Here is a 12,430-nt window from a genome sequence, read left to right as displayed (position 1 = left end):
TATCGGGAGCGGTGGAAGATGGCTCGGTTTCCAAAGGGATTGTTCACCAGCGATCCGCCCCGGTCTGGCAACTCCAACAACCTGTATCGAAGATCGGTTTACACCGAAGAGCTCGGCGAGCCCCATAGCATCTTCCCGGGCAATGGGCCTGATGACGTTGAGGTTCTTGCGTTTCCTCGAGACTTCTCACTCATCGATCCGGCGGGCAACGGCTTTGTGCTCCTGACCAACGGCATGAGCGACCGGCGAATGTCTATCCCGTCAACGGCAGGCGAGAACACCGACCGGCGGGCCGAACTGATGTGGTATGTTCGCGAGCCTGACCCGAACGTCATCAGCAATCTCAAATGGCTGGCGGAGTATCCTTTTATCGACAATACATGGTTGGGCTTTGGTCACCGCATTGAAATGCCTTGGTCGCCCGTCTCAGGGTCGGATTTCAGAATTTTCCTGTTTTTGACCCCTATCATAGCGCCGGACAAAGGCATTGCGGAGGCACTGACCATCGACAATGATGACGTCACGATCCTCTGCGTCCATTTAATCTCCGGTGCGGAGTATGAGTTCATCAGGACGGCGCGGCTGGATGCTTTCCTCGATATTCTCGACGAGCACCATTATCCGATTGTCTTCGACCCTAAACGCACGTCCTATGTCTAACGGCAGGTGTCTGTGGGACCTTTGCTTTCGGTTTCGTCCAGGTGACGGAAGCATAGCGCTCACCAGTCCATCACCACCTTGCCCGAACTGCCGCTGCGCATGGCATCGAACCCGGTCTGGAAATCGTCGATGCCGATACGATGAGTGATCAGCCCGGAGACGTCGAGCGGGCCTTGCACCAAAGCGATCATCTTGTACCAGGTCTCGAACATCTCGCGCCCATAGATGCCCTTGAGATGCAGCATCTTGAAGATGACCTTGTTCCAGTCGATCTCGAAGCCGGTCGGCGCGATGCCCAAAATGGCGATCTTGCCGCCATTGTTCATGGTGTCGATCATGTCGCGGAAGGCGGGAGCCGCTCCCGACATTTCGAGGCCGACGTCAAAGCCCTCGGTCATGCCGAGCACCGGCATGACGTCGCGCAGCTTTTCCTTGGACGCATCGACGACATGCTGGACGCCGAGTTTTTTTGCCAGCGCCAGCCGCACCGGGTTGATGTCGGTGATGACGACTTTCCTGGCACCAACGCACTGCGCCACCAGCGCGCCCATGATGCCGATCGGGCCGGCGCCGGTGACCAGCACGTCCTCGCCGACCAGGTCGAACGACAATGCCGTGTGGACCGCATTGCCCAATGGATCGAAGATCGCGGCGATCTCGTCCGGCACGTCGTCGGGAATCGGCACGACATTGTGCTGTGGGATCGCCAGGTATTCGCCGAAGGCGCCGGGGCGGTTGACGCCAACGCCGAGCGTGTTGCGGCAGAGATGCCCTCGCCCCGCCCGGCAGTTGCGGCAATGGCCGCAGACGATGTGGCCTTCGCCCGACACGCGCTGGCCGACCTTGTATTCGGTGACCGCCGCGCCGAAATCGGCGACCGTGCCGACGAATTCATGGCCGGTCACCATCGGCACCGGCACGGTCTTTTGCGCCCACTGGTCCCAATTGTAGATGTGGACGTCGGTGCCGCAGATCGCGGTTTTCCTGACCTTGATCAGCACGTCGTTGGGGCCGATCTCCGGCACCGGCACCTCTTCCATCCAGATGCCCGGTTCGGCCTTGGCCTTCACCAGCGCCTTCATCATGTTCGACATTCTTTTGTCCCTTGAATCGCTTGATCCGGAATCGCTTTTGGCAACTCAGAGATGACGCCCAGCTCCTTGCCGACGGCGCCGAACGCCGCCACCGCACGATCGATGTCGGCGCTGGAATGGGCGGCCGACATCTGCGTGCGGATGCGAGCCTGGCCCTTCGGCACCACCGGGAACGAAAAGCCGATCACATAGATGCCGCGCTTCAGCATGCGTGCCGCCATCTCCTGCGCAAGGGCCGCATCGCCCAGCATCACCGGGATGATCGGATGGTCGGCGCCGGCCAGCGTGAAGCCGAGCTTGCCCATCTCGGAGCGGAACCGCGCGGCGTTGTCGTAGAGGCGCCGGCGCAGCGCATCGCCGTTGCGGACCATCTCGAACACCCGGATCGAAGCGCCGGCGATCGCCGGCATCAGCGTGTTGGAGAACAGATAGGGCCGCGAGCGCTGGCGCAGCCAGTCGACCACCTGCCTCTTGCCCGACGTATAGCCGCCGGAGGCGCCGCCCAGCGCCTTGCCGAGCGTGCCAGTGATGATGTCCACCCTGCCCTCGACGCCGCAATGCTCGGCCGACCCGCGGCCGTTGGCGCCGACGAAGCCGACCGCATGGCTGTCGTCGACCATGACCATGGCGTCGTATTTGTCGGCAAGGTCGCAGACGCCCTTCAGGTTGGCGATGATGCCGTCCATGGAAAACACGCCGTCGGTGGCGATCAGCCGGAAGCGACAATCCTTCGCCTCCTTCAATCGCGTCTCGAGCTCGGCCATGTCGTTGTTGGCGTAGCGGAAGCGCTTTGCCTTCGACAGCCGCACGCCGTCGATGATCGAGGCGTGGTTGAGCGCATCGGAGATGATTGCATCTTCTTCGCCGAGCAGGGTCTCGAACAGGCCGCCATTGGCGTCGAAGCAGGAACCGTAGAGGATGGTGTCATCCATGCCGAGGAAGGCGGAAATCGTGGCTTCGAGCTCCTTGTGTTCCTCCTGCGTCCCGCAGATGAAGCGCACCGAGGCCATGCCGTAGCCATAGCGGTCGAGCGCCTGCTTTGCCGCCTCGCGCAATTCGGGACTGTCGGCGAGCCCGAGATAGTTGTTGGCGCAGAAATTCAGCACCTTTTCGCCGCCGACTTCGATTTCGGCCGACTGCGTCGAGGCAATCACCCGCTCGGATTTGTAGAGGCCGGCCGACTTCAGGCCCTCAAGCTCGCTGTCGATGTGGGAAAGGAATGCCGCGCTCATGGTCAGGCCCTGTTGAGATCGATCGGACTGTCGCCCCGCGCGGCGGAAAAATCCATCGCAAAAGCGACGGCTTCGGTGGCGCCGCGAACGCGCGGCCGCGATCCTTCGTGACAATCAAGCGACGATGAACTCAAATGCACAGCTGCGGCTAAAGAACATGATAACCATCTTGGCAGCTTTCCATCCCAGCCCTTGCGGCCAGCGTCATCGTTTCCGGACCTGTTAACCCTTTCAAGCCAATGGTCTTCTCGCCAGGAATTCACGGCAGGAATCCGTCGGCCGGAGGGGGTCACCTAGAAATGTCGCAGCAGCCAGTGCATAGCGTGTCGCGCAAGCTGATACTGCTGATCAAGAGCGGCTATTGGCTGGCGCTGCTGATCATCGCCACCATGGTGATGGCCTCCTTCATCCTGCTGCAGCAGATGATGGCGGCCCAGCAGCACAACGACGCACTGCTCAACATCGTCAGCACGCAGAAGGCCCTGTCGCAGCGCATCGTCTTCCTTGCCGGTGCAACGGGCGCTGCTACGCGCGACAAGCAACCGGCCCTGGTTGCCGCGCTCAAGCAGGCGACCGCCGAGTTCGAGACGAATTACGACCTCCTGCTCGACCAGACGGGCGCCGATCCGACGTCGCCGGCACGGCTCGATCCGAAATCGATCGAGAATGTGCTGTTCGCCAAACCCTTCCACCTAGACTATTTCTCGGTCGGGCTGATCGCCAACGGCGAACGCCTGATCTCATCCTTCGAATCGAGGCTGGCAATCGGCGGCGAGGGCTATAAGGGCAGTGCCGAGCGCGTCAATCTCGACGCCTCCGTCGCCAATGCCACGCTGTCGGGCTATGCGGCACTTGGCCAGCGTATCAGCGCCTATGCCAACGAGCGCTCGGGACAGCTGCTCGATCTTCACCGCACCCTGTTCTTCGCTACCATCGGCGTCATCGTGCTGGTGGCGCTGTTCATCTTCCGGCCGATGTCGAACGCCATCCTGCGCAAGACGCGTGAGCTGGTCGACGCGCGCAACTCGATGGCCTTCATCGCCGTGCATGACGGGCTGACCGGCCTGCACAACCGCACTTTTCTCACCGACCATTTCGACACGCTGATCAAGGGCGCGCATCGCCGGCGCGAGCGGCTGGCCGTGATCCAGCTCGACCTCGACCGCTTCAAGCAGATCAACGACACGCTCGGCCACGCCGCCGGCGACTATGTGCTGGTGGTCACCGCACAGCGCATGCGCGATTCCTGCCGGGCATCGGATCTGTGCGCGCGCCTCGGCGGCGACGAGTTCGTGATGATCCTCAACGGCGCCGGCAGCACCGAGGACATCCATATGCTGGGCAGGCGCATCCTGGAGCAGATCAACGAGCCGATCGTCTTCCAGGGCACGACCATCCTGCCGGGCGCCAGCGGCGGCATTGCCGTCTATCCCGTCGACGCCGACAATGCCGAGGACCTGCTGGTCCATGCCGATCTGGCGCTTTACTCCGCCAAGAAGCTCGGCGGCGGCAACTTCTCGTTCTTCTCCGAGGAACTCAGGCGCGAACTCGACTACCGCAAGCAGCTCGAGCACGACATCCGCACGGCCATCGCCGACAAGGCCTTCGAGGTCTATTTCCAGCCTCAGGTGTCGCTGACCAACGGCACGATCAGCGGCATCGAGGCGCTGGTGCGCTGGAAGCACGCCGATCGCGGCATGATCTCGCCGGGTGAATTCATTCCGGTCGCCGAGAAATGCGGTTTCATGCCCGAGATCGGCCGCATCGTCATTGGCAAGGCAATCAACGAAGCGGCCGAATGGGACCGCGCCGGCATCGCCTTCGGGCGGCTCGCCGTCAACGTCTCCGGCACCGAGTTGCGCGAGCCGGACTTCGACAAGTTCCTGTTCGATACGCTGGAGAAGGCCGGCCTGGCGCCACAGAAGCTGTCGCTTGAAATCGTCGAATCCGTCATCCTCGACGACGAAAAGACGGGCATCGCCGCGAAGCTCAGGCACATCCGCGCCGCCGGCGTGCATCTGGAACTCGACGATTTCGGCACCGGCTATGCCTCGCTCAGCCACGTCAACCCGAACGAGATCGACCGGCTGAAGATCGACCGCCGCTTCGTCCAGAACATCAACGAGAATGGCGACAACTCCAAGATCGTGCGTGCCATCACCGAGCTGGCGCGCGGCCTCGGCATCTCGATCGTCGCCGAGGGCGCGGAGACCGAAGCCGAGCTCGACTCGCTGATGGCGATCGGTTGCGACCAGGTGCAGGGCTATTCCATCGCCTTCCCGATGCCGCAGGACAAGGCGCGCGAATGGCTGATGGCGCGCAGCCCGAAGAAGGCCAGGCTGAAGGTGCTGCAGGGCAGCCTCGCTTAAGGCGTGTCGATATTCAGGTAACGCCGGCCACAATGATTGAGCAGTTCATGATTTGACGTTGCGAGCCGGTTTTCGGGAACGAGGCAGGTCGTTCTTGTCACCCGGAAAATCCGCCAGCCCGAAGCTCGGCGCTTCGACATTCGCGCGCAGCGCGGCCAGCACCTCGGCAAACTCCGCCAGCCTGTCGTCCGGCAATCCCACTCTCAGTTGCCTGTCGAAGGCAAGTGCTGCGGTGCGCAATGTCTCGAACAGCGCTTCGCCGGCCGCGGTCAGCGCCACCTGGTGAACCCGGCGGTTCTCCGGATCGCGGCGGCGCGTCAGCAACCCTTGCGCTTCCATGGCATTGAGATGGTGGGTCAGCGTCGCACCCTGGATGCCGATCATGCCGGCCAGTTCACGCTGGTTGGCAAGTTCGCGCGACTTGACCGACAGCAGAGTGACCCAGACCGGCAGCGTGCCGCCAGCCTCGACAAGCGCTGCGTCAAAGGCCTGCGTCACCACCTTGGCGGTGCGGGCGAGGTTCATTCCGACGGGCGGGCGGTCAAAAGGCGTCATGATTCGACTCTAGTGCATCAAACGGATCGGTGAAACTCGACACAAGGATTGACATCGAAACATTCGATATCTAACTTTTTGTCAAACGGCGGGGCAAAAAGAGGAAATGCGGTCATGCAATATATCTTCATTGTCGTCCTCGGCCTTCACGTCATGGCTGGCGTGTTCTGGGCGGGCACCACCATCGCTGTCGGCCGTGACCCGGACATCCGGGCGGAACGGTTCTTCCGACCGCAAATGGGTGCGGCCGGCCTGGTTTTTCTCACCGGCATATTGCTTTGGTATTTCTTCCATGAGGGCGTTTTCGGCTCGATGGAAAAGGTGCTGGCGCTGGGCATCGTGACCGCCCTGATTGCCGCCGGCGTGCAGGGTGCGCTGGTGGGCTCCGCCAGCAGGCAGCTTGCCGGCGCCGACCAGGCAACGGAAAGCCAGTTGCGTGCGAAGATGACAAGGGGCGAGCGCATTGCCGGCGGGCTGCTTGTCATCACCGTGCTCTGCATGGCCACCGCCAGGATGTTTTGAGCAACGGCGCAAGCACGGTCTACAATATCCTACAGTGCCCGGCGCCATGCCGGCACCGTGCGCGGCGCGCACCGGGCCGACGCGGCAGGTGGCTCTCCCTGCGAAGGTCCGGCGCGCGTCACCAACCGTCCGTATTGCTCATCAGATCCGCAAGCCGAACCTGATGCCGTCATAGATGGCGGCGTGAATGTTGCGCGAGGCCACCGCATCGCCGATGCGGAACAGCACGAAACCGCCTTCGGGATTGCGCCTGGGGAAGATGTCGCCGCCACTGACCAGCCGCTCGTAGTCGACCGCGCCGCCATTCCGCGACAGCGGCTTCAGCGAGAGGTAGAGGTCGTCGAGGGGTGCCGTGCCATGCTCGACCACCACCTGGTCGACCCGCCGCTCGCCGCGCCAGCCATCGGCAAAATCCGAAGCCAGTTCGGCGACCAATTGGTTGCCCTCGCGCCGCACCGACCGCAGCCTGGTGTTGATGGTGATCGTGACGCCCTTTTCCTGGAAGGCACGCATATAGGGCACATGGTTCATGCCGCCCATCTCGGGAGCGAAGAAGCGCTCCGGCGAAACCAGCTCCAGCTTCGAACCCGCAGTCGCGATCAGTTCGGCCGCGCCCATGCCCTGATGGCCGCCATTGTCATCATAGAGCAGCACGTTCTCGGCCGGCTTGACGGCGCCCGCCATGATGTCCCAGCTCGAGGTGACGAGATTGTCGCCTGCCGTCAGCGGCGGGTTCTGCGGCAGGCCGCCGGTGGCGACCACCACCACATCGGGCGACAGCGCCAGCACGTCGTCCTTCTCGGCCCAATTGTCGTAGCGGATCTCGACACCGAGCCGGTCGAGTTCGGCCAATCGCCAGTCGACAATGCCGATCAGTTCCTTGCGGCGCGGGTTCTGCGTCGCCAGCCGCACCTGCCCGCCGGCCTGGCTAGAGGCTTCGAGCACCGTCACCTGATGGCCGCGCTCAGCGGCGACGCGCGCCGCCTCCAGCCCGCCGGCGCCGGCGCCGACCACGACCACCTTGCGCTTAGGCCCCTCCGTCCTGGGGATGATATGCGGGATCTCGGCCTCGCGGCCGGTTGCCGCATTGTGAATGCACAGCGCCTCGCCGCCCTCATAGATCCGGTCGAGGCAATAGGTGGCGCCGACGCAGGGGCGGATCTCGTGTTCGCGGCCTTCCATCACCTTCTTGATGATATGCGGGTCGGCGATGTGGGCGCGGGTCATGCCGACCATGTCAAGCTTGCCGGTGGCGATGGCGTGGCGCGCCGTGGCGACGTCGGAAATGCGTGCCGCGTGGAAGGTCGGGAACTTCGTCGCCGCCCTCACCTCGCCGGCGAAGTCGAGATGCGGCGACGAGCGCATGCCGGTCACCGGAATGACCTTGGTCAGTGCCGCATCGGTCTCGATCGAGCCGCGGATGATGTTGAGGAAATCGACCTTGCCGGAGCCGGCCAGCCGCCTGGCGATCTCGACGCCTTCGTCCTTCGACAGGCCCTTTTCAAAATCCTCATCGGCGACCATGCGGATGCCGACAACGAACTTTTCGCCAACCGCCACGCGCACCGCATCGAGCACCATGCGAGTGAAGCGCAAGCGGTTGTCGAGCGAACCGCCGAACTCGTCATCGCGCTGGTTGGTGGCCGGCGACCAGAAGCCGTCGATGAGATGGCCGTAGGCCTCGAACTCGATGCCGTCGAGACCAGCCGCCTGGCAACGTTGCGCGGCCGACGCATAGTCGGCAACGACGCGCTCGATATCCCAGTCCTCGATGGTCTTCGGGAAGGCGCGATGCGCCGGCTCGCGCACTGGCGAGGCCGACAGTACCGGCAGCCAGTCGGCCTTGTTCCAGCCGGTGCGGCGGCCGAGATGGGTGATCTGGATCATCACCTTGCAATCATGCTCGTGGCAGGCATCCGCCAGTTCCTTGAGCCAGGGCACGATCCTATCGTCATAGACATGCAGATTGCCGAAGGCAGCCGGGCTGTCGCGCGAGACGATCGCCGAACCGGCGGTCATGGTCAGCGCCATGCCGCCCTTGGCCTTTTCGGCGTGGTAGAGCCGGTAGCGCTCCTTCGGCATGCCGTCCTCCGAATAGGCCGGCTCATGGCTGGTCGACATGACCCGGTTCTTCAGCGTCAGGTGCTTGAGCTGGTAGGCCTGCAGGAGCGGATCGTTGCTGGTCATCGTCTTCCTACTGATTCATTTTGTGCTAATGAGCGGCGAAAATTGAAAAGAGACCCAGCCATGATCGACACCAAAGCCCTCACCCAGCTCGGCGCCCATGTCGAGCCGCCACGGAGCCCCGAAGCAGCGGTTTTGGAAACCGTGCCGTTTGCGCGCGGCGACGGCCCACCGGCCATCGTGCGCTTCGTCTGCCCGGAATTCACCTCGCTCTGTCCGGTCACCGGACAGCCGGATTTCGCCCATATCGTCATCGACTACGCACCCGATACGCTGCTGGTTGAATCGAAATCGCTCAAGCTGTTCATGACTTCGTTTCGCAACCACGGCGCCTTCCATGAAGAATGCACCGTCATGATCGGCCGCCGCATTGTAGCCGCGACCAAGCCCCTGTGGTTGCGCGTCGGCGGCTATTGGTACCCGCGCGGCGGCATTCCGATCGACGTGTTCTGGCAAACCGGCGCGCCGCCGGAAGGGGCCTGGCTGCCCGATACCGGCGTTGCGCCCTATCGCGGACGGGGTTGACGGGATCACGCTAGCAATACTCATTCGCACTGATATTGGCTGAGCGCCCATTCGCCGGTCACCGACAGAAGGTCAGTTATCTTCCAGGCGCCACCGACCTTCTTCAGCTTCCATTCGAGCCGGTGCTGGTGACCTTCGACGACAAAGGCGACGACCACCTTGGCCTCGTCGCCATTGACGGCCTCGATGGTGCGCAGGCTCTTGTCGATGGCGAGCTTGTCGTAGTCGGCATTGTCGAGCGCCATGTTGGGGTCGAGGCACTCGCCCTGCCCCGAGGCGCGCAGCGTATCGCTCTTGTCGAGAACGGTTTTCGCCGGATCGATGAAGTTCTTGCGCTGAGCCGGATCAAGCTCCAGCCCGAGATGCTCGTAGAAGGGTTTCACCACCGCCGTCGGCGATCCCGGCAAAACGGGCGCGGGCGGCGGCGGTTTGGCCGACTTGGTTCCCGGCGCGGGCGTTCCTTCCGGCGGCGGCGATGCGGCATCCGCCGGCGTGTTGTCGTCGGACGAGGCCTTCGGCGGCGCGCCGAACAGGCCTTGCGCCGAGGCGCCGCCGTTCAGCCCCGCGGCCAGCATCGATAGGGTCGACAGCGTGACGACAAGACGACGGAGCACAGCATCACTCCGCCGAGGGCGCCGGCATGCATTCCAAGGCACTCAGGGTCCAGTTGTTGGTTTTGGAAGCGATGTCGGCGACCTTCCATTTGCCGTCCACCTTCTTCAACGACCAGACCATTTCGCGTTTGGAATCATCGCCTTCCGGGAAAAGGCTGAACGTCGCCGTTACCTCGGCCGTATCGCCATCGACCGTTTCGGCAAGCTTCAGCGTCTTCGTCACCGTCTTCTGGTCAAAATCCTGCGCGTCGAGACCGGGATCGAAGTCGATGCAGGAGACCTCGTCGGGCTTCTCCTGCTGCGCCTTGTCGTTGAGCTCGAACAGCTTGGTCACCGGATCGGTGAAGCGGTCGCGATATTTGGCGTCCGCCTCGAATTTCACCGGTGCGTAGAAGAACTTCACGGCGTTGGAAGCCGGCCCAGCGAGTGCTGCGGCAGGCAAGGCAATCGACAAGGCAGCGGCCAGCACTATCGGTCTCATGCAGGATCTCCGGATGTTCGGCGGCGTGGTGGCAAGATCACCACCACGCATCCTGCATATCGGCTTTTTTGCGGTTCATGAAGTCCCGCAGCGCCAGCCTCAGGCGCCCCGCCAGACGTTCTGGAAGGTCGCAAAAGCGCTTCCGCGGCCAATTGCCGACGATACTGGCCAGATACAATCGCTGCGAACATCACAGGATCCTCAGCCTCCGAAAGTCGCGACAGGCGCTTTGAGTTGGGAGCGCTCGGGCTTGACACCGAGCCCTGGCATCTGCGGGACGTGGATATGCCCGTTTTCGACAACGATGGGGTTTACGGGATCGGTGTGCCCTTCGATGTATTCCTGCGCGATCCAGGCGCCCTCAAGAAGTCTCGGCTCGACGGTAGCGGCAAGGTGCACGCATGCCGCGGCGATGACGTCCCCGCCCCATGTATCGTCACAGCTGTGCGGTAGAGATCGTATCGCACACAGGTCGCGGACCGTGACCATCTTGGTAAGGCCGCCAAGTCGGGTGACCTTCAATCCGAATCCGTCCGCGATACCTGAAGAAATTGCCCGCAGGACGGCATTCAAATCCTCGGTATTCTCATCCAGGTAGACCGGATGGGTAACGCGTCCCTTGAGGCTCGCGACTTCCTCCATGGTGTTGCAAGGCTGTTCAAACACGAACGGGATTGCCTGGCAAAGCCGATCGATGTGCAGCGCGGCCGCGGCGGTGAGGCCACGATTTGCATCGACGGCTATCCGGGCCTTGAAGCCAACCGCTTCCCAGACCTTGTGCACGGTGGCGACGTCTTGCTCTAGATCCCGTCCGCCTATCTTGATCTGAAGCCGTGGGTAGCCGGCCTTGACCTTGTCGGCGGCTATGCGCGCAGTCTCATCGGGCACACCGACAATAGTCGAGTAGTAAGAGGGCACACGATCGGTGAGCGCACCGCCCAGAAGTGTCGAAACCGGAACGCCCAGCCGCTGGCCGGCGAGGTCGAGGAGAGCGATATCCAAGGCTGCCTTGGCATAGTTGTGACCGTTCAACCGCTCGTCCATCCTTCTCGCGAGGCGGCGCATGGACGTGGTGTCTTGGCCGACGAGTCCAGGCGCTATTTCGACAATCGCCGCTCTCGCACCCAAAGCATGTTGGGGCTGATAAACAGGGCCGACCGGGCAGGTCTCACCCCAGCCTGACAGTCCGTCCTCGGTGGTCACTTCAACGAGCGTGCTGTCCAGATCCTGCACGGTGGAGCTGGCCATCCGGTAGGCACCGCCTTTGACAGGCAGAAGCACCTGATAGACATTAATCGACTCGATACGCATACGGCCTTAGCTCCCTTCGAGCCAAGCGGTTCTGGCCATCTTGCCATTCCAGTGCATGACGGCGCTCTCGGTCACAAACCTGGATCGCACTGTTGTGCTCAAGCGCGCACATTGTGCTTGCGCTTCATGAAGTCCTTGGCGGTCTCGACCGCCACCGCCGCGTCGCGGCAATAGGCGTCGGCGCCGACGGCCTTGCCGAATTCCTCGTTGAGCGGTGCGCCGCCGACCAGAACGACATAGTCGTCGCGGATGCCCTTTTCCTTCATCGTGTCGATGACGACCTTCATGTAGGGCATGGTGGTGGTCAAAAGCGCCGACATGCCGATGATGTCGGGCTGGTGCTGCTCGATGGCGTCGAGGTATTTTTCGACCGCATTGTTGATGCCGAGATCGATGACGTCGAAGCCGGCGCCCTCCATCATCATGCCGACGAGGTTCTTGCCGATGTCGTGGATGTCGCCCTTGACGGTGCCGATCACCATCTTGCCCTGCTTCGGCGCGCCGGTGGCGGCAAGCAGCGGGCGCAGGATGAACATGCCGGCCTTCATTGCGTTGGCGGACAAAAGCACTTCCGGCACGAACAGGATGCCGTCGCGAAAATCCTCGCCGACGATACGCATGCCTTCAACCAGCGCCTCGGTCAGCACCTTGTAGGGTGCCCAGCCGCGCTCGAGCAGGATCTGCGTGCCTTCCTCGATCTCTTCCTTCAACCCGTCATAAAGGTCGTCGTGCATCTGCTGCACCAGCTCGTCGTCGGAAAGCTCGGAAAGGATGATCTCGTCGTCGGCCATTTGTTACCTGCGCCAATTGCTTGTCGGTGATCTACGGGCCGCCGGCACCTTTGTCATAGGCGCCGGCGGCGGTTGCTTGCAGCCTCGGGAGT

12 protein-coding genes are annotated in these 12,430 nt (G+C 62.6%); 4 read left to right on the top strand and 8 right to left on the bottom strand.

Translation table 11 applies throughout. From position 1 onward, the window contains the following. The first annotated feature begins 18 nt into the window (after nucleotides 1-18). Nucleotides 19-660 (top strand): suppressor of fused domain protein, encoded by a 642-nt coding sequence (locus tag A6B35_RS16585; RefSeq protein WP_006205873.1) that lies wholly within the window; start codon nucleotides 19-21, stop codon nucleotides 658-660. 59 nt (nucleotides 661-719) lie between these two features. On the opposite strand, the gene tdh is transcribed toward A6B35_RS16585, so the two are convergent. Beyond that, nucleotides 720-1,754 carry an L-threonine 3-dehydrogenase gene (gene tdh / locus A6B35_RS16580; protein ID WP_040584004.1) on the bottom strand — a complete coding sequence of 345 codons (1,035 nt, stop codon included), beginning with the start codon at nucleotides 1,752-1,754 and terminating at the stop codon, nucleotides 720-722. After that, a complete protein-coding gene (locus tag A6B35_RS16575) occupies nucleotides 1,742-2,986 on the bottom strand; it encodes a glycine C-acetyltransferase (RefSeq protein ID WP_006205871.1) in 1,245 nt (414 codons plus the stop codon). The genes tdh and A6B35_RS16575 overlap by 13 nt, the downstream gene beginning before the upstream one ends. Before the next feature lie 299 nt (nucleotides 2,987-3,285). Here A6B35_RS16575 and A6B35_RS16570 point away from each other — a divergent pair, with 299 nt between their 5' ends. Continuing rightward, nucleotides 3,286-5,355, top strand: a complete 2,070-nt coding sequence (locus A6B35_RS16570) for a putative bifunctional diguanylate cyclase/phosphodiesterase (protein ID WP_006205870.1) — start codon at nucleotides 3,286-3,288, stop codon at nucleotides 5,353-5,355. 45 nt (nucleotides 5,356-5,400) lie between these two features. Here A6B35_RS16570 and A6B35_RS16565 read toward each other — a convergent pair whose 3' ends face one another. Then, entirely contained in the window at nucleotides 5,401-5,910 is a 510-nt protein-coding gene (locus A6B35_RS16565) for a MarR family winged helix-turn-helix transcriptional regulator (protein WP_006205869.1), read from the bottom strand. A gap of 114 nt (nucleotides 5,911-6,024) precedes the next feature. Here A6B35_RS16565 and A6B35_RS16560 point away from each other — a divergent pair, with 114 nt between their 5' ends. Next, nucleotides 6,025-6,432, top strand: coding sequence for a hypothetical protein (locus tag A6B35_RS16560; protein WP_006205868.1), 408 nt, complete (start codon nucleotides 6,025-6,027; stop codon nucleotides 6,430-6,432). Nucleotides 6,433-6,573: 141 nt separating this feature from the next. Here A6B35_RS16560 and A6B35_RS16555 read toward each other — a convergent pair whose 3' ends face one another. Then, nucleotides 6,574-8,619 (bottom strand): oxidoreductase, encoded by a 2,046-nt coding sequence (locus tag A6B35_RS16555; protein ID WP_006205867.1) that lies wholly within the window; start codon nucleotides 8,617-8,619, stop codon nucleotides 6,574-6,576. 60 nt (nucleotides 8,620-8,679) lie between these two features. On the opposite strand from A6B35_RS16555, the gene queF reads away from it, so the two are divergent. Then, on the top strand, nucleotides 8,680-9,141 hold the full coding sequence (queF, locus tag A6B35_RS16550; RefSeq protein ID WP_006205866.1) for a preQ(1) synthase: 462 nt from the start codon (nucleotides 8,680-8,682) through the stop codon (nucleotides 9,139-9,141). Nucleotides 9,142-9,161: 20 nt separating this feature from the next. On the opposite strand, the gene A6B35_RS16545 is transcribed toward queF, so the two are convergent. The 4 genes from A6B35_RS16545 to A6B35_RS16530 form a co-directional block, all read right to left on the bottom strand. Then, nucleotides 9,162-9,755, bottom strand: a complete 594-nt coding sequence (locus A6B35_RS16545; protein WP_006205865.1) for a YqhG/Tai3 family protein — start codon at nucleotides 9,753-9,755, stop codon at nucleotides 9,162-9,164. Nucleotides 9,756-9,759: 4 nt separating this feature from the next. Continuing rightward, the gene (locus A6B35_RS16540) at nucleotides 9,760-10,236 is read right to left on the bottom strand and encodes a DUF3828 domain-containing protein (protein WP_006205864.1); all 477 of its coding nucleotides are present in this window, start codon (nucleotides 10,234-10,236) and stop codon (nucleotides 9,760-9,762) included. A gap of 201 nt (nucleotides 10,237-10,437) precedes the next feature. Beyond that, the gene (locus A6B35_RS16535; protein WP_006205862.1) at nucleotides 10,438-11,547 is read right to left on the bottom strand and encodes a mandelate racemase/muconate lactonizing enzyme family protein; all 1,110 of its coding nucleotides are present in this window, start codon (nucleotides 11,545-11,547) and stop codon (nucleotides 10,438-10,440) included. Between the two features lie 98 nt (nucleotides 11,548-11,645). Next, the gene (locus A6B35_RS16530) at nucleotides 11,646-12,338 is read right to left on the bottom strand and encodes a corrinoid protein (RefSeq protein ID WP_006205861.1); all 693 of its coding nucleotides are present in this window, start codon (nucleotides 12,336-12,338) and stop codon (nucleotides 11,646-11,648) included. Nucleotides 12,339-12,430: the final 92 nt, after the last annotated feature.

The organism is Mesorhizobium amorphae CCNWGS0123, from assembly GCF_001686985.1.
GTDB classification, from domain to species: domain Bacteria; phylum Pseudomonadota; class Alphaproteobacteria; order Rhizobiales; family Rhizobiaceae; genus Mesorhizobium; species Mesorhizobium amorphae.
The sequence above is the reverse complement of the archived record's forward strand: the minus strand, read 5'-3'. Positions and strand labels throughout refer to the sequence as shown.